Source organism: Wolbachia endosymbiont (group B) of Scrobipalpa ocellatella (assembly GCF_964188425.1).
Taxonomy (GTDB): Bacteria; Pseudomonadota; Alphaproteobacteria; order Rickettsiales; family Anaplasmataceae; genus Wolbachia.
Genome location: NZ_OZ077190.1, coordinates 846,844 through 870,845, shown reverse-complemented (window position 1 = coordinate 870,845; position 24,002 = coordinate 846,844). Strand labels below are relative to the sequence as shown.

The following is a 24,002-nucleotide window of genomic DNA, read 5'->3' as shown; positions in this document are numbered from 1 at the left end:
CAATAATTTATGAGTAAGTTAATACTAAGATAATATATAATAAAAAGAAAAGAGAGAGGAGCAGTCTTCTAAGAAGAAATAGAAGCTGTTTTAAACCTCAAGTCATCACTTTGTTACTACAGCACATTATCGATGTTTTGGTATTCAGAATCATAAAAATAGCTTAGTGTTAGCTATTTTTATAATAACCTCTCTTAAACAATTGATATTTTACAGTGTTTTTGGTAAAATAATAGCTTAAGGCTTAGAATAAAAGTTTATGAGTGAAGCACAAAGTCCAAATATTGCAGAATGGCAGGCACAGCAGCAACACCAGGAAGCCGCTAGTGAGAAAAGTGGTTTCGGTCTTGGTCATAGTGACTCTGTTGCAACAATTGTGGATGGAATGAAGTGGATGTTCAACTTTCATGAAGGAGCAATTGCTGCTTATAATAATGTGTTTGAAGGTTTGGTCAGTGGTAGCAGTCTAGTAACGTTATTTGGGAAATCAGGTAATATGTTTGGCATAAAATTTCTTGAAAGTCTTGCTGAATATTTTTCAGGTGGAGGTGGAGAAGATATGCCATCAGAAGGAATGGGTATGGACTACGGTGATGAGGGGCATCATCCGGATGATTATCCCCACTCTAACAATGAAATAGCTCAAAGTGCTGATACTTGTAATGAAAAATAGATCAGCAAATTTTCAATCAACAACAGCTAAAGACCTTTCTGCAACGTTGATTTCTCTTATATCTGTAACTTCGTCATTCTGATTAAACGAAATTTGCAGAGACTTACTACTGTACTTCCTTTTTCCCAAGAAGTTAGCTTGTTTAATTTTATATGAGACATAGTACCAAACATTTTCGTCGAACTTTGATACTAGTGTTGGCGATCCTAAAGTATGAACCACTTTTTCTCTATCATCACCTACTTGTATTTTGCTCCACAGTTCAATATTAATGCCAGGAACTCCGTGATTGTGAATAGTGTGAGTGCAGCTCACTGTAAATAATAAAATAAAAGATATTAATACTCGCATTTCGTCAATTAATTATTTGAAATCATAATACACTGATAAACTATCTGTCGTCAAATTTCAAAAAAGTTAAATTGACTGATTCTCAATATCATTTAATATAATATTTACTTCAAAATAATTAGGTACCTTATGTCATTGCTAGAAGCAGATCCAATATACAAGCCTTTTAATTATCCTTGGGCATATGATGCATGGTTGCAGCAACAAAGGATACACTGGATACCTGAAGAAGTTCCGCTTGCTGATGATGTGAAAGATTGGAAAACTAAACTTTCGAATGTAGAGAAAAATTTATTGACCCAGATTTTTAGGTTTTTTACTCAAGCAGATATTGAAGTAAATAACTGCTATATGAGGCATTATTCAAATATATTTAAGCCAACAGAAATATGTATGATGCTTGCAAGCTTTTCCAATATGGAGACTATACACATTGCAGCCTATTCATACCTTCTAGATACGATTGGCATGCCAGAAAATGAATATCAAGCATTCTTAAAATATGATGCTATGAGAAAGAAGTATGAATATATGTTAGAATTTGAGGAAAGTAAAAAGCAAGATAAAAAACATGTTGCTAAAACTTTAGCAGTATTTGGTGCCTTCACTGAAGGATTGCAGTTATTTGCATCATTTGCAATTTTGCTCAATTTTCAACGGTTTGGAAAAATGAAAGGTATGGGGCAAATAATTGCTTGGTCAGCACGTGACGAAACCTTGCACACCAATTCAATTATCAATTTGTTCAATACGTTTATTAAAGAGAATAATGAAATTTGGAATGACGAGTTCAAAGAAGAATTATATTCTGCATGTCACACTATTGTTGAACTTGAAGATGAATTTATAAGTCTTGCTTTTGATTTAGGAGATGTTGAAGGGCTATCTGCAGAGGAAGTGCGCAATTATATACGTTACATAGCAAACAGAAGGTTAACGCAATTAGGTCTTAAATCTATATATAATGTTAAAGATAACCCTATTCCGTGGCTTGATGAAATACTAAATGGCGTGGAACATACAAATTTCTTTGAAAATAGAGTAACAGAGTATAGCCGTGCAGCAACTCAAGGCACTTGGGAGGAAGCTTTTGCTAAAAACGATACAAAAAGTGAATAGCAGTAACTTCGGTTCTGTCGCATTTGTAGGGAAGTAGAAAAAAGAATGATATAATTGTCTAAAAATAAAGCAAAGATGTTTCGTATCAATAAAAAATTATTGCCATCCTTCAAAGGATTTAGCTTTTCAGCGATGTTATCTGTATACATGAAATGTCGATTCTCTTTGAGCTATCGAGATTTGGAAGAAATTATGAGTATAAGGGGAGCAAAAATTGACCATGCTACGTTACAAAGTGGGTTATCACCACTGATAGATTAGGCAGTAAGGAAAAGAAAGAAGCAGGTTGGTAGTAGTTGGAGAGACCTACATTAAATTAAACGGTAAATGGGTTTATTTATATAGAGCACTATTGGTAATACTGTAGACTTCCTCTTATGTGTTAGTAGAGACAAGTCTGCAGCACTTGCATTCTTTCGTAAAGCCTTCAGGAGTAACTATCTTCCTGAGAAAATTGTCATTGATAAAAGCGGCAGTAATACTGCTGCTCTTGATGATTTGAATGCAGAAATTTCTGAAGATTATAGAATCACAGTTCTTCAAATAAAATATCTAAATAATATTGTTGAGAGGTTTATCAAGAAGCGAATAAAGCCTATGCTTAGTTTTAAAAATTTTCATTCCGCAAAGATTACTATTACAGGTATAGAAAATATTCGCATGATTCAGAAAAAACAAATTATCGGAGCTAATGACAATGTTTCTACTTTTGAGAATTTTGCTATGTTAATGGCTCTATAACTCCTATAATCCCAGCTTTAATGATCTTCTTTTCTATGGTTTATAGATGCAACAGAACCAGATAGGTTGCTGTGTAAAAATTTGGGAAATGTTTTTGTTAGTATTAAAAATTACATAATGTGTATTATGGAAAATATAAGAAACACAAGCTTTCAGCAAGAGAAAATGCAATTTTTGCTCTTCTCAAACAGCATAAAAAAGTGCCTGTTGAACCTCCAGATTAATGCTCAAAAATGTTCAATTGATACTTTAAAAGTATTACTTTAAAAATACCTAAAGTATCACTTCAAAAGCACTTAAAAATTTTATCTTTTAGGAAAAATTTTCCAAGACTACCCCCTTATTGGCTTTTGTTAGAAAAATATTAAAACTATAACCAAATATGTAATCTTTTATATGATTGTATTAGCTTAGCTCCCTTAATGGTTGTTTCTTTTTTTTTTTTAAATATTAAAATAAATATAACTTTTCAGAGTTATCCACAGTTTTTTTATTCTCAATTATATATTAGTATTTGGAGATCATATTTATTATAGATCTCCAAAGTACTCAGAAATGTAAAATTATATACTCTACTAGGTTATCAACTTAGTTATTAACAATTCTGTGAATAACTTAAACAAGAAAAAGGGGCTTTTGTGCGAGTTTATGGTTATACATATCGTAAAACAAGGTATCTAAAATCCTGTTAATAGATACTTCAAAAAATTTGGAGAAAAGGAAGAAGCTTCTTCCTTTTTTTACTTAACTACACTGTTACACGCCTGGACTTGCATAAATTTCTTCTGATAGTAGATCAACATTATCTACATTCCCACTAGGCTTTGATATTTTATATGTAATACCACCAGCAACAAGTCCAGTGAGTACAGCAGCAGCTACAGCTATGCCAATTAAAGCCAATATTGGTAATGAAGCACCAGCAGCAAAAAGTCCACCACCAACTGCTAATCCAGCTATAACACTGCAAATAGCACCAGCAACAATTGCTTTACTAGTTGGGCTAAATAGCTTATTTTCAACATTTGGATTTATTTTATCCGTACTGCTTTCAGCTTTCACTCTATTTTCAATAAGGTCTCCAATTGAGGTTATCAATTTCTCAAGATTTTTTTTTTGCTGTACACATTTTTCATTTATCAATTCTCTCTCTATAGCATCTTTAATTTCTTCAAGCTCACCTTTTTTTAAAGAATCGAAAAATTCTTCTTTAAAAGCTTCTAGAACATTATTTAAAACTTTTGATGGATATTGGCGACTAGGATCTGTAATATATTCAATCAGTGAAATAGATTCCATCTTACCTTGATTTTTAGAAGATAAAATCTTTGCTCTTACAACTTCTTTAAGCAAAACTAGTTCTTTCGCACGCTTCAAAACTGCTTTAAGATAGTCTACACGAGTTGCTTCATAAGTTCCAATTATTGACTCCTGAGTTTTTTCATTAGTTTCACTAAAAATAGTAAGAAAATCTTCTTTTGATACTCTTCCTAAAAGTTCACCAATATCTCCATTATCTCTAAATCTTTTATATAATTCTTGAAATGATTCTTTCTGTTTTTCTGTTAATGGCATATCAAACTCTCCTATTAAAAATAATAATATACTTTAATTATGATATATTTAAATAATAAAGTCAAGAATTTAACTAGTATTGCAAACACTTAAACAAGAAAAAGGGGCTTTTACTCGAATAGATATTTTATAACGTCTTAATGCTAACTCCACCGACATATAAATTTGCGTGGCTTTTTCCAGTATTAAGCAATGCAAGTCCAATATTGTCGACACTAGAGCGTAGTTCTCCTACTTCTTCATTATGTTCACTGATTACTTTAGTGCCAATATTTGGAAGTGCATTTTTTCCCTCAACAAGGTAAAGTTTCCTTCTGAATTTTTCTTGTCTGCTCATTCGATTTACAACTTCCTGACCTATATAGCACCCTTTATTAAAGCTTATACCATTTATCTTATCGATTAAATATTGCAGCGGAAATGATGAATTTTGCACCATATCTTTTGCTCCATCTGGGACAAGGTTTTTAATTCTAACTTTTTCATACTGAATAAAATCTCCAACCGGTTCTTTTATTTCATCTTCATGTATGATCCTCATTCCTAGCAGCTTGTGCCTTGGATCTTGAAAAATAACTTGTGACTTACTACTACACTTCGCCAACTTAGCATCAAACAAAACTCCAACCTTATATAGTGAACTAATGTCTTTAATCCTCACTCTAAGGTAAGTTTTGAGCAAGTCTAATTTTTCAATTATTTGCTGTAGATGGGCATTTTCACACTCCAAATAAATATATTTATCATGCTCAATGAGGAAAAAATCGTACAGATATTTTCCCTGAGGGTTGAGTAATAAAGAGTAAATTGCCTGCTGGCTACTTAGTTTATTAATATCATTTGTTATAACACCCTGAAGAAAATCTCTCGTATCTGGTCCGTATAAAGATATTAGACTACGGTTTGCTAGCGGTATGTAACCCATAAAACTTCTGTTCAAATCTTAATTATACACTTTTACTAACTCCAACCCTTGAAATGTAACCTTTAGATGACTACATAGAATTGTAGGTTAATCTATTAATGAGGAAACATAAATGTCAAGTGTAAATTTGAATGTATTAGATGATAACGTGCTAATAAAGCCTATTACTGAAGAAAAACAAGGTGGAATTGTACTACCATCAAGTGCTGAAAAGAAGCCTACTAAAGGTGAAGTTATAGCAATTGGTAGTGGTTCACGCAACTCAAGCGGAGAGCGTATAGCTTTAACTGTAAAAACTGGTGATAAGGTTTTCTACAGGCAGTGGGCTGGCACAGAAGTAGAGCATGACAATGAAAAGTATGTCGTGATGAAGGAGTCAGACCTACTTGCTGTTATCAAGTAGGTATCCCTATTTTACTAAACTAATGCGCTATATAGTGCATTATGTATTTTAATATTCTAAATTTTTTATTAATTTAAGGAGTGATAAAAATGGCTAACATAGTAGTATCAGGCGAACAGTTGCAAGAAGCCTTTCGTGAAGTTGCAGCAATGGTTGACTCAACGGTGGGAGCAACTGCAGGGCCTAGGGGAAATACAATAGGAATTAGCAAGCCATATGGTGGACCAGAGGTCACAAAGGATGGCTATAAGGTAATGAAAGGTATAAAGCCTGAAAAACCATTACACTCTGCGATAGTAAGCACCATTGCTCAAAGTGCTTCTCAGTGTAATGACAAAGTTGGTGATGGTACCACAACATGCTCAATACTGACTAGCAATATGATAATGGAAGCTTCAAAGTCAATTGCAGCTGGAAATGATCGTATTTGTATCAAAAATGGAATACAGAAGGCAAAAGATGTGATATTAAAGGAAATTACATCAATGTCTCGCACAATTTCTTTAGAGAAAATGGATGAAGTTGCACAAGTTGCAATAATTTCTGCAAATGGTGATAAAGATATTGGTAATAGCATTGCTGATGCTGTTAAAAAGGTTGGAAAAGAAGGCGTCATCACTGTTGAAGAGAGTAAGGGTTCAAAAGAATTAGAAGTTGAACTTACAACTGGTATGCAGTTTGACCGTGGTTATCTCTCTCCATACTTTGTTACAAATAATGAAAAGATGAGCGTGGAGCTTGATGATCCATATTTGCTGATTACAGAAAAAAAACTTAATATTATTCAACCTTTACTTCCTATTCTTGAGGCTATTTTTAAGTCTGGTAAACCTTTGTTTATCATTGCAGAAGATGTTGAAGGTGAAGCATTAAGCACTTTAGTGATCAACAAATTACGTGGTCTAAAAGTTGCTGCAGTAAAAGCTCCAGGTTTTGGTGATAGGAGAAAGGAGATGCTCGAAGATATAGCAGCTTTAACAGGTGCTAAGTATGTCATAAAAGATGAGCTTGGAATCAAGATGGAAGATTTGACTCTTGAAGATCTTGGTACTGCTAAAAATGTTAAAATCACTAAAGACAATACCACAATTGTTAGTGAAGACAGCGACTGTGACAAACAAAACAGAGTAAATGCTAGAATTAACCAGATTAAATCTCAGATTGAAACTTCAACCTCTGATTATGACAAAGAAAAGCTAAGAGAGCGTTTAGCAAAACTATCAGGCGGCGTTGCTGTACTCAAAGTTGGTGGAGCAACTGAAGTAGAGGTAAAAGAACGTAGAGATAGAGTAGAAGATGCACTTCATGCAACAAGAGCTGCAATTGAAGAAGGGATAGTTCCAGGTGGAGGAGTTGCACTTCTTTACGCTGCATCTGCTCTTGATAAGCTAAAAGCTTCAAGCGATGAAGAGCAAATAGGTATCAACATTGTCAAAAAAGTTCTCAGTGCTCCAATCAAAAGATTGGTTAAAAATGCTGGTCTTGAATCTGCTGTTATAATTGACTATTTGATTAAGCAGAATGATAAAGAGCTTATATACAACGTTGAGGCTATGAACTACGCTAATGCATCAACAGCTGGTGTAATTGATCCGGCAAAAGTAGTTCGTATTGCTTTTGAAACGGCAGTGTCTGTAGCAAGCGCACTTATTACTACTGAATCTATGATAGTTGATCTACCAAACAAAGAAGAAAATGCTTCATCACCTATGGGTGCAGGAGCAATGGGCGGAATGGGTGGATTCTAAGTAAACAAGAGCCTTGGAGCAACTTGCTCCAAGGTATCTTTCTAGTTCTAAAAAGTCTTACATTTATAAAGGAAATAAATTTGTGATTTTCTATGCAAAGCCACTACTATTTATATTTGTTACGTCTCTTTAATATTATAACTGCTTAAAAATAAAAAAATAATATATGAAAGTTATAATTGCTAGTATATTACTATTAGTATAATATTATATTAATAAATGATTTATATAATATTTTTATTATAATAGATAGAACTTAAATTATTTTCTTCATAAATAGAGTATTTATGAAAATACGTATATACTCAATCCTACTTTTACTTTTTTCTTGCACTCAATTGTGCGCTGAAGAAGAAGTTGCAAAATTTGATCTGCTCATTGGTAAGATAAATAAAGCAAACCTTACCATTGAAGGCGCAATAAAGGTTACAATAAAACCAGGTTGGCATATATATTACAAAGACCCTGGAGATTTCGGCCTTCCTACTTCCTTTGACTGTCAGGGTAACATATCAAATATAGATATTCATTGGTCTACTCCCAAGGAACATGAAGATAAAGTTGGGGAAGTTACATTTGTTAGTAACATATATGAAGATATGGTGTTATTTCCCTTTAAAACTAATATCATTCCAAATCAGGAATACGTTGATATTAACTTTCATATAAAGTACGCAATATGTAAAGATAGGTGTATCCCTAAAAATGCCGAGATAAAAACCAGTCAACCACTAAAGGATTTTATAGATTCTGATATCAATAAACTCATAAATGAGTGGTACAAGAAGTAAGGTTAAAAAGCAAGAGCTTAACAACTATAGTTGAGAAAGAGCTTTAAAAGCCTTATGTGCAATTAAAGTCATTAATTATTTACTATATTATGTTAATATAGTAATATTAATTTTTTGATATACAATCATGACTCATCAATGTAAACACATAATAAATGAAACTGCTAATCAAAAAAAAGAAGAAGGAATAGAAGGTGTGATTATTACTACAGCACACGCTTCAGATGATATGCACAACTGCGTAAAACGTGCAAATTATTCTACTCTTACTAAGCACATTTGTCAACCTGGTTGGTTTATAAAGGACCTATTGGAGGAATTTTTTCCTGAATTAATACACAATGAAAACATCATGCATTATACTAACCCAAACCCTGTTAAGGAATACTATGCAGCAAATTTTGCTATAACATTTGAATGTAAGGAAGATGCAAAGTGTGGAAATGCAATAGATTATACAAACTTTTTACCTAGCGGTATATGGTGTAGTGGAAAAGGTAAAACGAATACTAGCGGTAAGGGTTATCCTTACAATGAGCTCTCTGCTGATAATAACAATAAAAGTGCATGTTATCACAGTAAAGATTTTAATAAAAATGCACTTCATAACAAAAATTTCTTCTGGAATACAACGTGTCCTAATCTAGTATTAGATCGTAGCGTAGAAGAGCTAAAAGAATGTGCAGGTAAAACTATAGTTGCAAAATTGGTATCACCTTTAATAATTGTTGATAAGAGTAATATGATAATAGATAAAGATGGCAACAATACTAAAATACCCTATCTTCACTTAGAGCACTTCTTAACTTTTGACGGTAAGCTTAAAGATGATCCTAAAAACAACTGTGCAATTTATAAGAACCTCACTAAGAAACCCACTGAATTAATTGAATTAAAAGATAAAGTTTTATGGACTTCCGACAAAGAAGTAAAGTTGATAATTCCTGACACTGGTAATATGAGATGTTTAGGTTCTCCTAGTAAAAGTGAGAGCGTAATTCAAAAGAGTGATGAGATAACTACTGATAACGAAGAGCTCCCTAGCTATAACTACAGTAGTGATTATGTGCTATAATTTTCTTGAATGTACGCTCAAGAAAAGGTTTATTGCTACAATTTTCATGATACAAAAATAAGCTTAGGTATTTTAACTTTTTTATAAGGTTTGATACCTACTCTCTTTCCTTTCAGCTATAAACATACAATATAGATATTCATTGGTCTACTCCCAAGGAACATGAAGATAAAGTTGGGGAAGTTACATTTGTTAGTAACATATATGAAGATATGGTGTTATTTCCCTTTAAAACTAATATCATTCCAAATCAGGAATACGCTGATATTAACTTTCATATAAAGTACGCAATATGTAAAGATAGGTGTATCCCTAAAAATGCCGAGATAAAAACCAGTCAACCACTAAAGGATTTTATGGATTCCGATATCAATAAACTCATAAATGAGTGGTATGAAAAATAGAGCTCCCAGCGAGCAAGTGATAGTTATACGATAGCTTAAAAATGTTATTCCTGTCCCTGAATTTTCCAATAAAGATCTTTCCAAAAATTTCGATCATGAAGCCTTTTGGTCCCCAAAAGGCTTCATTTCAATCAATAACGAAAATTATAACTTTGAAAGAGCTGCTTGCTTATTAACTCCTGTAGTGATTTGTATGCTTTCCACACTTGTTGAAGGATAAAATCCTTTTATTACTTCAGAGCCTTCTCGCTTTAAATATGACAATGCTTCATATAAAGGCTTCGCTTCATATTGTCTTCCTACTTTTACTTCTTTATTTGCAGCTAATTGCTCCCAAGTGACACCATTGCTTTCAATAAACTCTACAGCACCATTATCACTAATGATAATTTTCATTTCACACTCTTCTCCTTCAGCATACCAATTTAAAGTCATATAATATGAGCCGTTAGCTACTTCATAAATTCTTGTTCCATTCTCATCAACTCTGCAGCGTATTCCCCTTGTTTCACATTTGCTTTTACTAGGCAGCAATAATGTAATTCCATCTACACCATATTTTCTGCATATATCACTATTTAAAACATCAACCACATTTATTGATTTTGTAGGATCGCCAAGCATAATTCTGAGTGCAGGCTTAATCTTACCTTTCTTTCTACTTTCTTTAATTCCTATATATTCTAAAGTATTATCTTTTATACTTTCCTTTACATCTTTTGCAATTTTCTGAGCAATTGCACCTACGACATTTTTGCTATCGTACTTATTGGCATGTTTATATTCATACCTGCCATTAACCTCATATCTATACTTTTCCTGTCCTTCTTCATTGGAAAGTACAGTAGAAAAGTGTTTAAACCACTTTTCATCATCATCAATACTAACTTCTTCGTTCTTATCTTCAGAATCCATAGATACTTTACTATCTGGGCTCAGATTTTTAAAAAAATTATCTTTTAAGCGCAAATAAAAACGATTACTTTTATCAAAATAATCCTGATTATTAACTGCTTTTGGATTATCTACCACCATATTACCTCCACATATTAGCTATATAGAGGTATATATCAGTGTTGACCTTCTAGGTCAACACTAAACAATAACGAAAACTATAGTTGTTTCTTTTCACCTGCTAAAGATTGTGCTTGTGCTTCATCTACACTTGTTGAAGGTTGCTTCTCAATATGTGTGATTTAGATATTCTCGTGCTTCATCACTATATTTAATGCTCTTGTAGCTTAAACTTCTTATCAACACCTTGCCTAAATGAAAATATTCCTATTTCTTGGAAAAATTTGTTATATTTACCTTGGTTACTGACTCTCATTTTTTATGATATATTTATCCTTAAGCGGTTAAATGGCTATTTTATAATGAATTTTGTCAGTAATCGCTAGTTTTTCTCCTGCTATGCAACAAAGCCCTCTGGCATCCAGATTAGACACTAAGTTGATAAGTATAAAAGCAGCTAACCTTATGTAAAAACACAATATTCCAGTGTTAAGCACTGGAATGACATTGTATGAACATTGTACCATATTACAATCAGTTGTGATTGGTATGACAAGATTAAGAGGTGCTAGAATAATGAAACCGAAGTCATACATAGAAAATAGGTTGGGTATTTTCAACTTTTGCTATATACTCAAGTAAAAATCTCTCTTTTACAGATGGATACAGTAAAGTTTGTTTTCTTACTGCCAACAATACTACTCATACTAGTTGCTGGTGTTTACCTATCGGTTAAACTAAAATGGTTACAGGTGTTTAGACTACCGTATGCCGTTTCACTTATTGGAGCTAAAAGAGGAGAAAATAAATTTTCTTCTATAGCCGCCCTGTTTACAATCTTAGGAGGAAATTTAGGAGTAGGAAACGTTTCAGGCACTGCTGTTGCTCTAAAAACCGGAGGACCAGGATCCATTTTATGGATGGCAATAATTATTGTTGTTACTTCTGTGATAAAATATGTTACTTGTTACCTAAGTATAAAAACCAGAAAAGAAAAAAATGGACGGTTTATAGGTGGACCTGTAGCCTACATGACTGATGCATTTAATTCTAGAAAAGCTACAGTTGTGTTTCTAGTTATTATGATGATGGTTTCAATAACAGTTGGTAACCTTGTTCAGGTAAATTCTCTATCAATACCACTCAGCATGGTAGATATACCTGTAGTCATTGGCGGCATTGTAATGGCCATAATATTTTTTGTTGTTGCAGCTCTCAGCTTAAAAAAAATTAAAATTTTTATATCGGCTATGATACCGATAATGACGGTAAGTTACCTCACACTTTGCGGTATCATATTATTTAAGTTTAGTGAAAATATTCTTCCTTCTCTAAAACTAATAACAAGCAATTTTTTTACAACTAGTAGCTTTAACTCTGGCTTATCTTTAGGTTTAATTTTAGAAATGTTGACTATTATTCAAGTAGGAACTCTGCGAGGTATTTTTGCAACAGATATAGGACTTGGCCTCGAAGGAATTGTACACTCCTCGATTACTCCTAAAAAAAATAACAATAAATTTATCATTGAACAGAGTCTAATCACAATAATATCTCCTTTTATAGTTGCACTCATAGTGTTCATTACAGCAATGGTACTGCTTGTCACAGATTCTTGGATTACTGATTTAGAGAGCACTAACATGTGCATTTTTGCTTTTAGAAAAGCTATGAATTGGCCCTATACTGACTATTTAATTATGGCTATAATGTTTTGTTTTGCCTTTACTACTATCTTTACTTGGTTTTTTTGTTCAAAACAAACAATACGCTATGTATCTATGGATAATAAATACACTAAAATCTGGACTGTAGTTTTTACCTTAATCATTCCATTTGGTGCAATCGGTGGAGTTAAGTTACTCTGGGATATCGCTGATATTTCAATTGCTGCTTTGCTACTCATAAACATACTTGCTATACTCAAGCTCACTTCTCAAGATCCAGAAGTATTTACTATGAGTAGCAAATACCTGAAGTTGCAAAAACAGAGCTAAAGCAATATTTTAAGTTGTCATCCCAGTCTGGAATCCAGCCTTTCATGAACTTCATCAAAAATTTTATGTTTTAACATAATACTTTTATGCTCACTAACTGAGTGCGACTGGATCCCAGTGGGCTTTGTTGCACCACTCAAGGAAAGAACAGGCAGTTACTGATGGAATTTGTTATAAAATAGATATTTAGCCGACAAAGGAAAAATATGCCAATAAGAATGAAAGTCAGTAACTGCAATGAATATAACAAATTTCTTCAAGAAAGGGGAAATGTTTTTCATTATATCAACGATGCCATTGAAAATTGGTACGAAAATAGTCCAAAAGTAGCAGGTGGCAACAATGTCTACAGCGACAAAGTAGTGATTCTAATTCACATAATAACCTATCTATTCAGGATTGGTCTTAGGCAAACAGTGGGATTTATAGAGAAATATCTTGAGCAAATAGGGAAAATTTTGCAAATTATCAGCTATTCGCAGGCTTCAAGAAGGTTTAAAAAGCTTAATATCAAAATCAACGACTGCAGAGTTGATAAGAACGATATGGAAGATATTGAAATTGCTATAGATAGTACAGGTATCAGCATCTACAATAATATTCCAGGCCATAGTAAGGCAAATGGTACAGATAGAAAGTATCGCCGCTATGAGCAAACAAGATGTAATGCTAGAGATAGGTAGTAAAAAAGTTATAGCTGCAAAATACAGTAGTGGAGTTTATTCCGACCACTATGGAGCCTGTGATCTTATTGAAAGAGTGGATACCAAGTATAACATAAGCACGATATATGCAGATAGATCGAAAGAAGTTATACAAACTGTGCGATGAGCTTGACATAAAGACAAGGATTCCTCCGCAAAATAATGCAGTAGAGCATCCAAAGTTGGATTATATGAATGAGAGAAATTCTACAATCAAGCTCATAAAGTCATATGATGAAGATGGTATGAAGAGGTGGAAAAAAGAGATAAATTATTGGAAGAGATCTTATATAGAAAGTTTTTTCTCGCGACTGAAGCAAATATTTGGATTTAGTTTTAGGAATAAATCTGAGATTAATCGTGAGAAGGAACTGCTACTCAAGTGTTATTTGCTTAACAAATTTACTGAAATAGGCATGGCTAAGTTTGATATAGCTTCATGAATTTATTATACATTACCCACTATCCGAAGAGCTGTGCAACAAAGCCATTCCAGTGTCAGCTACTCAAATGACATACTTTTTGGTGAAAATTACTCTTATATTACAACGTTTGTAGTTATGAATTTGACTATAGGATCAAGTCTAGAAAAATCTAGATTCCAGACTGGGATGACAACTTAAATTGCTTGATGTGAACATAAAATAGCTCATGTCATCACGTTAGCAATACAACTTCTTTAATAAAAACTAAATCAATTCCCGTAATAATTGTACTAGCTAAGGCTAAAAGGCAGAGGGTTATTAGTGAGGGAAAATATGAATACTCAAAGCACACAACAATATCATGAATTCATTCGAGGATTTTTTACTTTATTCGATGAAATAAAAAAGGAAGACGACCCAATTTATAATTCCAGAGTTGGTTTTAATGCAGTAAAGTTTCTAATAAAGCACCCCATCTGGAATTTGGAGACAGATGAAGACAAAAATAAAGCTTATGAAGTTATTCTTCCAGAGCAGAACAAGATAAAGAAAGCCGAACAAAAGCTTGAAAGTGAAGTTAAAGCAAGGTTAAAAGAGTATGTTGATGATATCGCAGGAGTTTCAATATATGGCGATCACGCAAGTATTACACTGGGAGATGACAAAAAAGAGTTTAAAATCAGCGAGTTTTTAAATAGTGACTTTTGTCAGAAGAAAGGAATTTCGGGATTTTCAACGCTGCATAGTGATGGAAAGAGCGGAATGCACGGTTTTGTTGCCGAAGAAGGAGAGAAAAGAATAAGGCATTATGTTGTAACCGATGGTTCATATGAAATGACTTTGAATTGGCATGACAAAAATGGCAAAAAATGTACTATCAAAATCAAGATTGATAAAGATGGTGTAGATCTCACTGAACGTAATGGTGTTACTGAGGAACAATTAAAAGCAAACACAGATGTAAAAATAGGTGGCTTATTCCTATATCAAATACAATTCAAGGAGAAAGGACAAGAACAAGAGAATCAACAATCATCTGAAACTTTCATAGAAAATGATATTAGTAAAGGTGTTGGCGTTCAAGCTACTCAAGATCAAGAAGTTAAGTTTAAGCATGCAACGACTAGCACTACACATTCTAATAACGCATCTGCTAAAAAGATTCCACCGTCACTGCCAACTAGAACTAGTTCATTACCTAATAATCAGCAAAAAGGTGAGTATCAGCCAATACGGATTAATAGTGGAAATAACTACAATTCTCCATATTCTGATCATTCAAACAGTACTGCTTTCACCAAATCTGTAAGCCAAAATCAAAACGATAGGCAGTCTACATTTACTACGTTTGGATATACTGCATCTGGAAGCCGAAGATCAGATGAAAGTGAGCAAATATCTAATAATCGGCAAAAAGGTGCAATTTTTGATCCTACAACTAATGAAAGCACTGCAGCAGCACAAGACGTTGCATTCAAAAAAGTTAAAGGTGCATTTAAGTATGAAAACGCTAAAGAATCAAGCAATACTGGAAATAAGCAATCACTAAATGATGTAGCTTCGATTCTTGCATGGAAAGCAAAAAATGAGTTATTACGTAGTGAAAGTAAGTATGGTGAAGAATTTTCTGACTTCGAAGATGGTTGGAGCGATAACGAAGATGAGTATATAACGCTTTCAAAACCTCAATCAGATTATAAACAAGAAAAAGATTATCTTAGCACTAAGGAAAACGAAGAAAGAGGAAACGATGAACAAAAAGAAACCGAACAAGAAAATGAATCGCTAGAATACAGCTCAACAGATATAAAAACAAACGATTCGGGCTATTCATCTCCAACTCACTCTAATCATGAACAATCTCGAGTAAATTCTGGACAGTTAAAAGCGAGCCTAATGAATGTTGAACAAAGAGATTATACCCTACTTACGGAATTTACCAGTAGGTTGGATAAAGAAACTCAGAAATTCCCGCTAAAACCAGTAAATCAAAAGAAAATGAGTGAACAAACAAAAGAACATTTATTAGCAGCTGGATTGCTAAAAGACAATGCAGCGGAGGAAGAAATAAACGACTCAGGTTACTCATCTCCAACTTACACTAGCCACGATAATTTTCAGGTAAATCCTGAACAATTAGAGAGGAAATTAGAAACCATTGAACCAAAAGATACATTGGAAAAATTGAATAAAGGATTGAGAGACCAGGCTACTAAAGATTTATTCTCAGAAAGTATGTTGAAAGAAATAAAAGAAGGTAAAAAATATGACCCTGTACGTAAGTTATTAGAAAGAAAAGTGGCAGAACAAGAAAATGATAATACTAATCTGACTATAGACAAAAATAGCGAACTATATAAATTGCTAGAAAAAGATGCAGCACAACTGAAAGCTGGAATAGTAGAAGAGGAAAGAAAAGATACTTTAACAGAACGCAATGATAGTCCTGATCGCAATAGAATTGTATTAGCAAATAGAAATAGAATCTGGGCTAAACTTATTGCTGAAGAAAAACAAAAAAAGGACAGTGGTATTAGTATAGGTTAAAGTAATTACTTAGCAAGCAATGGGTTTCATGTAATGGTAACCCTATTACAGAAGAGTATGAGCCACGTAAAAATAATACAAACATTCCTGCAAGACCTTGTATGTTGCACCCCCCTGCCCTGTTTTTCCACTCTTCTGATGCTAAATAATATTTAATTTCTTGTTCGCTGAGACGCTTAAATTTCACTATTGTAACTACAGTCCTAATATGCTGTTTAGATTGATCAGGAGTTAATAAACACACACTGGTGTATACTCTATGCCTTCTTCCTGATAACAAGCGAACGCATTTTTCTGCTTGCTCAACGTTTTCAGCTTTGAGCAGTATCCTTCTACCACAAGCAACAACTGTATCAACACCAAGCACAAAGTAATCTGGATTTGAACTTTGTGTTTTCTCAGCTTTACTTTTTGCCATACGGATTGAGTAATCTCTTGGAAGTTCCTTTTTTAAAGGAACTTCATCTATGTCTGCTGGCAAAATTAAACCTGGCTCAATATTTATTTGTTTTAGTAAAGCTATACGCCTTTTCGATGATGAAGCAAGAATAAGATTATTTAGAGATCGTTCTGTCACTTGTACCTTTAAGCCTTCTAATTATCCTACCCTTTTTTGCATTCCTATCATAAACACTCATCTCAACCAACACCCTATCGCCTATAATTATGCGTATTTTACTTCTTCTCACTTTCCCTGATACATGACAGATAATCTCATGTTCATTGTCCAGCTTCACTCTAAATTCTGCTGCAGGTAGTAAAGCAGTTACTGCCCCTTCCACTTCAAAAATTGTTTTTGATTTGTCTTCTTTTATCATTGTCGTATTATAATTTAATAATCTTTTTCAGTCTACTATAGATTTTAAATTATTATCAATACAGGAGATTTTTATACTCTACTTGAGTATTGCTCTTGCAACTTAACTCCAATCATCTCCTTAACAATGCAAGAGGAAAGCGAGCTACCTACGCTTCTACTCTCTACTACCTTCTCAATAGAAGTTATGTTAGAAGATAAATCATTATCACAATTTTCCTCATCGCTACCATATCCTCCATCAAAGCTTAAAGATCTGCATAATGTTGTTTTTTCTTTCAGTGGAACATTAGACTCATTATCAGTTTCATTAAAAACTTCTCCCATTAGAGTATAATATTTTTTTATACAACCACTGGGGATTTCATTCATTCTTTGTTTATCAGTAACTTGATCTTGTTGGTCCTCTAAGTATTTCACTTGATGATTTAAGTTTTCTATCTCCTCTTTCATTTCTTTAATTGTTTGAATTTGATCTGCAATTACGTCGATATAGTTCTCTTTCAATTCATCAATATTATCTTCATCTTCAGTGAGTTCAAGTATATCGTCTAGAAATTCCTCGTACTCGTTTTCTGGCTCCTCAATGTCGAACTTTAGTCTCTCTTCTTCAAGTTCATCGTTCAAATTGCTACACTGCCTCTCTAACTTTACAATTGTTTCTGCTTCTATTTCTTGCTTTAATTCAACATTTTCTTTAGGTAGCATTTGATTATCTGGAATCAATTCATCCATTTTTTGTGAGTTAGTTTCCGCTTGAGTTCTGATTTGTTGTGAAGCAATTTCTGGTTGAGTTTCAGTGTGCTGTAAATTGACTTCCAATGCATTGCTATTACTTACTATTACCCACAAATATAAATGGACATAAAAATAAAGTATTACAACATTAAAGTTTGCAAACATTGAGGGTAAAAAATGGCAAACAGGAATAATGAATGGGCTGAAAATGAATTTGGAGATGCTGTACTTGGAGATAAAAGGTTAACTGACCGATTAGTAAATATTGCTGATAGTTTTACAAGTTTACCTGAAAGCTCAATCAATCAGGCGTGTGGAAGTTGGTCAGAAGCAAAAGCAGCATATCGTTTTTTTCAAAATGAGAACGTGAAAGAAGGCGATATTCTAGCTTCACACGTTGCTAAAACAGTTGAAAGAACAAAAGCCCATAAAAAAATTTTTGTGATCCAAGATACAAGTTATATTTCATACACAGACCATGAAAAAACAAGTGGATTGGGAGTTATTACAAGAAAACATAGTCAAGGTATTATAATGCATACAGCTCTAGCTGTTAGTATAGAAGGTTTGGTACTAGGGATACTAGATCAAAAAATTTATTCAAGACCTGAAGAATCTGAAAACATAAAAAAAAAGAACAATGACAGTATCCGCATTGAAGATAAAGAGAGTATAAAATGGTTAGAAACTTTAAGCAACACAAACAACATTATTGATTCAACTCAAACTGAGACTATAACCATATGCGATAGAGAAGCAGATATATATGAGTTTTTTGAGCTTGCATATAATCTTAATTCGGCAGTGTTAGTTAGAGCTTCCAAAGATAGGGCAGTAAATAGAAAATCTCGATATCCTGAAAAAGGTGAGCAGAAGTTATGGGAATTTATTAAATCCTCTCATTGTGCAGGTACGGTAAAAGTTGAAGTTCCTGCAAAAGATAATAAGCCAAAAAGAACAGCACATTTGGAAGTTAGATTCGGAAAGTTTATTATGCATCCATCTAAGAATAGTATTAGGCATAAGACAGAAGAATTACTTAAATTACCACACTATGCAGTTTACGTTGTTGAAAAAGACTTTCCTTCTGAAACAAATCCGCTAGAGTGGATGCTTTTAACAAATCTTCCAGTCAATACCTTTGATGAAGCTGTTGAAAAAGTTAGGTGGTATTGTCTTAGATGGAAAATAGAAATATTACATAAAATTTTAAAATCTGGTCTCAAAGTTGAAGAATGTAGGCTTGGAACAGCAGAAAGGTTGATGCGATATTTAACAGTAATGAGTATTATTGCTTGGAGAATTTTCTTTATTACAACAATTGCAAGAACTGATCCAACATTACCGTGTACTACCTTATTAGCCGAAGAAGAATGGAAAGTTCTATATGTAAAAATACATAGAAAACCATGTTCAAATGCAACTCCTACTATAAAAGAAGCTGTTTCATGGATTGCTCAACTTGGAGGACATTTGGCTAGAAAAAATGATCTAGAACCAGGCCCCATTACTATTTGGAAAGGATGGAGACGTCTCTTTGATCTAGCAGAAGGATGGCGACTTGCTCACGAACTTTATATTTGTGGGTAATAGTAAGTTGCTATTAATAGAAGGAGAAGAAGGAAGGCTATTATCAGCATCAACTTTATGATCTAACTTCCCCTCTGGTTCCTTACCTTGATAAGCCACCATAGATTCATTGTAAAAATTAATAGGAGTAGCCCTATCCTCTTCTAGTGATTCCATTACAGCATCATATAAGGAGAGACCTTGAATATATAATTCATCGTTTTGCTTTATTAATTCTAGAATCTCCTTCGATGACACAAAATCTTCACCATCAAATTTTAGTACTTCAGTTATGCCATCACTACTCACATTCATAATCATGGTACACATTCCTGATCCATCTTTTGCAGCCCAAGTGCTTGTCATTTCATAATATGCACCTTCTTTAAATTCATAATATCTTTTCTTATCTTTTTTACGAGCGTGTATTTCATGTTTTTTATTGCAATAGATATTCAGTTCTTTAATATCTTTCTCTTGCTGTAAAACGTCACTAATCTTTGTTGGCTCACTATTGTCGTAATGAGTAAGGTTAATATTCAAAACTCTATTATTATTGTCAATTTCTTCACAGTAAACTTGAAAGTCCTCTTTCCATTTTCCAAAATACCTACTTGCAACTTCTTTTCCTTCCTTTACTAACTCTATGTATTTACCTATATTTTTCTCAAAGTCCTCATTAACAGGCTTTTCTCTTTCTTTTACTGCTTGATCCACGTACATTCGCTTAAAATCATTATCACCTATTAGATCATTAAAACGCCAATTATCATAAGCTTTTTGTATATCAGCAAAGTCCATCTTTTCTCTCAAAAGCGCTAATAAGCTTATCTTATCTCTCAAATTTTCTAACTCACAATCGAGAAAATCATCGAAACTGCATAACTTTTTATACAGTTCCCTATCTTCTATAATTGAGCGAAGAAATTTCATTATAGTAAGGTTCTTAATGGAAGGCTCATTTTTTTCTGCATCATTAATATAGCTTTTGAGAAATTGAAATATACCAAGCCCATCACTATCTTGGACAAACTTCTCTCTATCATTAACACAATTGTTGCCCTGTGATGAACATAATCTATTATGCAATTTTTGCAAGTCATGTATTGACTTAACTACATATTCTGCAACTGACAATTCTCTCAGCTGATCACTTGTTTTTTCCGCTCTTACTGCTTTGTCTCCCTTAGTCAAACCTGCAATCATAATACGCCTCCTTTAACTATGTTTATATTATAACAATCAACATGTATTTAAGAAAAATCACACTGCTCACTGTACGTTTACGCTGCTACTTTGCATAATAGATTGCTTGAAGTCACACAAGTATCGTTTTTTATTAGATAAAAGTTAACAAGACGTTTTCATAGATTTTTAAGCTTAATAACATCCTCTCTATTGGGACTAGTTGAAATTAGATGAATTGGTACACCTATTAATTCTTCTATTTTTCTCACATATTTCATCAAATTTGCAGGTAATTCCTTAACTGACCTTTTGCCTTGAGTTTTCTCTTTCCAACCAGGAAATTCTTCATATATTGGCTCTAATTCTTTTTGTATTGAATGTGATGCGGGTAAATAATCATACATTTTTCCGCCATACTTATAACCAGTGCCTATTTTAATAGTATCAAAAGAATCAAGAATATCTAATTTGGTTAATACAATGCTTGAAACTCCAGAGAGTTGTACGGCCTGGCGCACTAAAACTGCGTCAAACCATCCGCAGCGCCTTCTTCTATTGCTTACTGTTCCAAGTTCCTTACCTATAGAAAATAAGCTGTCTCCAATCTCGTTATTTTGTTCAGTAGGAAATGGACCATTACCCACTCTTGTTGTATACGCTTTTGCTACACCAATAATTTGAGCATTGTAGGATAATCCTGAGCCTGTTATCGCTTGCGATGCTACGGTATTACTTGAAGTAACAAAAGGGTAAGTTCCGTGGTCGATATCTAAAAATGCGCCTTGAGCGCCTTCAAATATTATTTTCTTACCTTCTTTCATAAAATCATTTAGTATCTTCCACACAGGTTTTTTATATAAAAGAATTTTTTCTGAAATCTCTTGAATTTCCTTTAATATTTCTTCTTTTTTAACTACCTGGTAGTTAAGTCCTTTTCTGATAGCATTATGGTAACTCAGGAGAGCATCCACTCTTTGATTGAGCTCATCTGTGTTTTCTAAGTCACAAAGGCGTATAGCTCTCCTGCCAACTTTATCTTCATAACATGGCCCTATCCCTTTGTTTGTTGTACCAATTTTGTGATTTCCGTTTAAATCTTCAAATAGCTTTTCCTTGTCCTTATGTACGCTAAGTATTAATGGACAGCTCTCGGATACCATCAAGTTGTTATAGTTTACGTCTACTCCTTTAACTTTCAATGACTCTATTTCTGAGACTAGAGCATGTGAATCAAGAGCAACACCGTTTCCTATAATAGATATTTTGTCCGCTCTCAAAACAGCAGAGGGCAGTAAATTTAATTTATAAACCTCATCATCTATTACTATAGTGTGCCCTGCATTATTTCCTCCCTGAAATCTCACAACTACATCTGCATTCTCAGAAAGATAATCTACTATTTTACCCTTGCCTTCGTCACCCCATTGCAGACCAACAATTACAATATTATTCATCACTATTTTCTAGATTAATACGTAAATATTAATGCAGCATGCTACAAATGAAAAGAGAAATCTACGCCTTTCCTATATCCCTAAAATAAAGAAATAGACTATCGACTTTTTTATATATTATAAAATTATTCATCATTATATGGTACAACTTACAGCATATTTATAGTAAGGTGTTAATTATGAAAGAGGCAAAGAAGAGTCCGGTAGTTAGATTAAAGGCCACAGCTAAAGAATTCAATTTTAGTAAATTAAGAGCAGATCAAGATAATAAATTAGCGAATTCCGGTGAAACAATGTTCTTAGATTTTCAAAGAATGAATTTTATTATTAATGAAAAAGAAATAGATAAAAATTTTATTATTGCATTTAAGGAAGGAGCTAAAGATTATAAAAATGAGATTTTTAACCGTGATAATTTTGATAACCTCTCTGAAGAAGGTAAAGCTTTTATGGAACCAGTACTTAAGGAGCTTGATCAAGATAGACTATCTGAAGTTTGGGAAAATCATTGTAATAGCCCTACAGTTGCTGATGAAAAAAAAATTGATGAATATAGAAAGGAATTTGAGAGATTTTATAACGCAGGGAGAAGCTCTTATCATCTATTCTCCAAAAAAGATTACCGTGCATTAGCAAAGGAAATTTTCAAGGAAATGTTCAGGTACGCTGGGGCAGAAGTTCCAAGTAATGCTATTTTAGAAGAGCTAGTCACCAATTGTAATCAAGCAGGGTATGGGGCTGGTATATTTAATGAATCTCATGCCGCACTCAGTAGTTGTAATTTAACTCCACACAGTCCTAAAAAAGTGCTAAACATTTACTGCACTGACCACAACCGCATAAAAGTGACGTCTGATATGGCAATACCTATAACCACGATTGACAATCCGGAAGAGAAAATATGTGACCTATCCAGCTCATTAGAATTTACACTTGAGTCTCAATATGGTGAAGACCTTGTAAAATATGGAGATGGTAAATTATCACTTACTATTCCTGAAGAGTTGAAAAACTATAAAGACAATGGCAAGACCTTGTTTGACACTATTAAAGAATATTTTCAGAAATTCTGTGCAAAATTAGGATTTAAACCTGAGGCAAAAATACAAATAGAGCATAGCTTAGGTACTCAAATCAAAGTAAACAACTATTTAGATGGTACAATATCTACTACAGGATCGGATGCAAATGAAAAATTTACCAATCTTTTAAAGAAAAATCTCAGAGAGAGGTTATTGGGATCAGGAGTTGCTCTAGGAGGTGAAGATGTTGATGATATTATTGAAGTCAGAGTATCTTCAGTTATGGATCTACTGCGTGATTATACTAAATTGGAAGATAATAAAGAAAACAGAGAGTTATTAATAAGTGAAGTAGCAGATAATTTAGGGCTTTCCACTCAAGATAAAACAGCATCAGAAGTATTGATGGAATTAAACTCTTTACCTTCTTCGATAAAAGGTCAGGTTAATCATAATCAAGTGCAGTTTGTTGTAAATATTTTTACCAATTTAATTGTTGAAGGAAAAAGCGAAGTATACAAAGAAAAAAATGCAATTAATGCAATTGATGCAATTCATCAGAAGATAGATAAGGCAATTGTTGAACAAGAAAAAAAAGCAACCAATAAACAAGATATGGAAAATGGTAAATGGACAGATAGAATCAAAAAACAGAAATTATCTGTGGAATCACATGGGCATTTGCATTAAAGATACTGTGTACAGAGGCGTAGTATGCTCAA

The 24,002-nt window shown here is 33.3% G+C and carries 22 protein-coding genes and 2 pseudogenes; 15 read left to right on the top strand and 9 right to left on the bottom strand.

Annotated features, from left to right (window positions below):
- Nucleotides 1-259: 259 nt before the first annotated feature.
- Nucleotides 260-655 (top strand): annotated as a pseudogene (locus AB3210_RS04020) (hypothetical protein); the annotation flags it as partial.
- A 30-nt stretch (nt 656-685) separates the two neighbouring features.
- Here the strand turns inward: AB3210_RS04020 and AB3210_RS04015 are convergent.
- A complete protein-coding gene (locus AB3210_RS04015; RefSeq protein ID WP_007302809.1) occupies nt 686-1,024 on the bottom strand; it encodes an outer membrane protein assembly factor BamE in 339 nt (112 codons plus the stop codon).
- Nucleotides 1,025-1,153: 129 nt separating this feature from the next.
- On the opposite strand from AB3210_RS04015, the gene AB3210_RS04010 reads away from it, so the two are divergent.
- Nucleotides 1,154-2,143, top strand: coding sequence for a ribonucleotide-diphosphate reductase subunit beta (locus AB3210_RS04010; RefSeq protein ID WP_052264911.1), 990 nt, complete (start codon nt 1,154-1,156; stop codon nt 2,141-2,143).
- A 75-nt stretch (nt 2,144-2,218) separates the two neighbouring features.
- Nucleotides 2,219-2,884: pseudogene (locus tag AB3210_RS04005) on the top strand (IS6 family transposase).
- A gap of 756 nt (nt 2,885-3,640) precedes the next feature.
- On the opposite strand, the gene AB3210_RS04000 reads toward AB3210_RS04005, so the two are convergent.
- Nucleotides 3,641-4,459, bottom strand: coding sequence for a hypothetical protein (locus AB3210_RS04000; RefSeq protein ID WP_230609121.1), 819 nt, complete (start codon nt 4,457-4,459; stop codon nt 3,641-3,643).
- Between the two features lie 127 nt (nt 4,460-4,586).
- Nucleotides 4,587-5,384 (bottom strand): YgfZ/GcvT domain-containing protein, encoded by a 798-nt coding sequence (locus tag AB3210_RS03995; RefSeq protein WP_006012580.1) that lies wholly within the window; start codon nt 5,382-5,384, stop codon nt 4,587-4,589.
- A 112-nt stretch (nt 5,385-5,496) separates the two neighbouring features.
- On the opposite strand from AB3210_RS03995, the gene AB3210_RS03990 reads away from it, so the two are divergent.
- The 5 genes from AB3210_RS03990 to AB3210_RS03970 all read left to right on the top strand — a co-directional run bounded on the left by AB3210_RS03990 (nt 5,497) and on the right by AB3210_RS03970 (nt 9,805).
- Nucleotides 5,497-5,787: a co-chaperone GroES gene (locus AB3210_RS03990; RefSeq protein WP_007302813.1), complete on the top strand. Its 291-nt coding sequence runs from the start codon at nt 5,497-5,499 to the stop codon at nt 5,785-5,787.
- An 89-nt stretch (nt 5,788-5,876) separates the two neighbouring features.
- Nucleotides 5,877-7,535: a chaperonin GroEL gene (gene groL / locus AB3210_RS03985; RefSeq protein ID WP_007302814.1), complete on the top strand. Its 1,659-nt coding sequence runs from the start codon at nt 5,877-5,879 to the stop codon at nt 7,533-7,535.
- Nucleotides 7,536-7,822: 287 nt separating this feature from the next.
- Nucleotides 7,823-8,326 carry a protein-disulfide reductase DsbD domain-containing protein gene (locus AB3210_RS03980; RefSeq protein ID WP_019236345.1) on the top strand — a complete coding sequence of 168 codons (504 nt, stop codon included), beginning with the start codon at nt 7,823-7,825 and terminating at the stop codon, nt 8,324-8,326.
- A 127-nt stretch (nt 8,327-8,453) separates the two neighbouring features.
- On the top strand, nt 8,454-9,401 hold the full coding sequence (locus tag AB3210_RS03975) for a hypothetical protein (RefSeq protein WP_214303391.1): 948 nt from the start codon (nt 8,454-8,456) through the stop codon (nt 9,399-9,401).
- A gap of 131 nt (nt 9,402-9,532) precedes the next feature.
- The gene (locus tag AB3210_RS03970) at nt 9,533-9,805 is read left to right on the top strand and encodes a protein-disulfide reductase DsbD domain-containing protein (RefSeq protein ID WP_307847042.1); all 273 of its coding nucleotides are present in this window, start codon (nt 9,533-9,535) and stop codon (nt 9,803-9,805) included.
- A gap of 144 nt (nt 9,806-9,949) precedes the next feature.
- Here the strand turns inward: AB3210_RS03970 and AB3210_RS03965 are convergent, their stop codons facing one another.
- Nucleotides 9,950-10,840 (bottom strand): hypothetical protein, encoded by an 891-nt coding sequence (locus AB3210_RS03965; RefSeq protein WP_052264770.1) that lies wholly within the window; start codon nt 10,838-10,840, stop codon nt 9,950-9,952.
- Between the two features lie 638 nt (nt 10,841-11,478).
- Between AB3210_RS03965 and AB3210_RS03960 the strand changes: the two genes are divergently transcribed.
- The 5 genes from AB3210_RS03960 to AB3210_RS03940 all read left to right on the top strand — a co-directional run bounded on the left by AB3210_RS03960 (nt 11,479) and on the right by AB3210_RS03940 (nt 16,492).
- On the top strand, nt 11,479-12,816 hold the full coding sequence (locus AB3210_RS03960; RefSeq protein ID WP_052264771.1) for an alanine/glycine:cation symporter family protein: 1,338 nt from the start codon (nt 11,479-11,481) through the stop codon (nt 12,814-12,816).
- Nucleotides 12,817-13,022: 206 nt separating this feature from the next.
- Nucleotides 13,023-13,499 carry a transposase gene (locus AB3210_RS03955; protein WP_019236989.1) on the top strand — a complete coding sequence of 159 codons (477 nt, stop codon included), beginning with the start codon at nt 13,023-13,025 and terminating at the stop codon, nt 13,497-13,499.
- Entirely contained in the window at nt 13,465-13,647 is a 183-nt protein-coding gene (locus tag AB3210_RS03950; protein ID WP_038227351.1) for a hypothetical protein, read from the top strand. The genes AB3210_RS03955 and AB3210_RS03950 overlap by 35 nt, the downstream gene beginning before the upstream one ends.
- Complete coding sequence (locus AB3210_RS03945; protein WP_007301972.1) at nt 13,607-13,963, top strand: transposase; 357 nt, start codon at nt 13,607-13,609, stop codon at nt 13,961-13,963. The genes AB3210_RS03950 and AB3210_RS03945 overlap by 41 nt, the downstream gene beginning before the upstream one ends.
- Nucleotides 13,964-14,278: 315 nt before the next feature.
- A complete protein-coding gene (locus AB3210_RS03940) occupies nt 14,279-16,492 on the top strand; it encodes a hypothetical protein (RefSeq protein WP_052264697.1) in 2,214 nt (737 codons plus the stop codon).
- On the opposite strand, the gene AB3210_RS03935 is transcribed toward AB3210_RS03940, so the two are convergent.
- The 3 genes from AB3210_RS03935 to AB3210_RS03925 all read right to left on the bottom strand — a co-directional run bounded on the left by AB3210_RS03935 (nt 16,479) and on the right by AB3210_RS03925 (nt 18,212).
- The gene (locus AB3210_RS03935; RefSeq protein ID WP_052264696.1) at nt 16,479-17,069 is read right to left on the bottom strand and encodes a Maf family nucleotide pyrophosphatase; all 591 of its coding nucleotides are present in this window, start codon (nt 17,067-17,069) and stop codon (nt 16,479-16,481) included. The two genes, AB3210_RS03940 and AB3210_RS03935, sit on opposite strands and share 14 nt — an antisense overlap.
- Nucleotides 17,047-17,310 carry a translation initiation factor IF-1 gene (gene infA, locus AB3210_RS03930; protein ID WP_052264695.1) on the bottom strand — a complete coding sequence of 88 codons (264 nt, stop codon included), beginning with the start codon at nt 17,308-17,310 and terminating at the stop codon, nt 17,047-17,049. The genes AB3210_RS03935 and infA overlap by 23 nt, the downstream gene beginning before the upstream one ends.
- A gap of 71 nt (nt 17,311-17,381) precedes the next feature.
- The gene (locus AB3210_RS03925; RefSeq protein WP_246485283.1) at nt 17,382-18,212 is read right to left on the bottom strand and encodes a hypothetical protein; all 831 of its coding nucleotides are present in this window, start codon (nt 18,210-18,212) and stop codon (nt 17,382-17,384) included.
- Nucleotides 18,213-18,224: 12 nt separating this feature from the next.
- Between AB3210_RS03925 and AB3210_RS03920 the strand changes: the two genes are divergently transcribed.
- Nucleotides 18,225-19,637, top strand: coding sequence for an IS4-like element ISWosp2 family transposase (locus tag AB3210_RS03920; RefSeq protein WP_214303148.1), 1,413 nt, complete (start codon nt 18,225-18,227; stop codon nt 19,635-19,637).
- Here AB3210_RS03920 and AB3210_RS03915 read toward each other — a convergent pair.
- Together AB3210_RS03915 and AB3210_RS03910 are read right to left on the bottom strand one after the other, a co-directional pair.
- Nucleotides 19,590-20,822 (bottom strand): hypothetical protein, encoded by a 1,233-nt coding sequence (locus AB3210_RS03915; RefSeq protein WP_367363632.1) that lies wholly within the window; start codon nt 20,820-20,822, stop codon nt 19,590-19,592. The two genes, AB3210_RS03920 and AB3210_RS03915, sit on opposite strands and share 48 nt — an antisense overlap.
- A gap of 158 nt (nt 20,823-20,980) precedes the next feature.
- A complete protein-coding gene (locus tag AB3210_RS03910) occupies nt 20,981-22,258 on the bottom strand; it encodes an adenylosuccinate synthase (protein WP_007302822.1) in 1,278 nt (425 codons plus the stop codon).
- Nucleotides 22,259-22,437: 179 nt separating this feature from the next.
- Here AB3210_RS03910 and AB3210_RS03905 point away from each other — a divergent pair, with 179 nt between their 5' ends.
- Nucleotides 22,438-23,970, top strand: a complete 1,533-nt coding sequence (locus AB3210_RS03905) for a hypothetical protein (protein WP_052264694.1) — start codon at nt 22,438-22,440, stop codon at nt 23,968-23,970.
- Nucleotides 23,971-24,002: the final 32 nt, after the last annotated feature.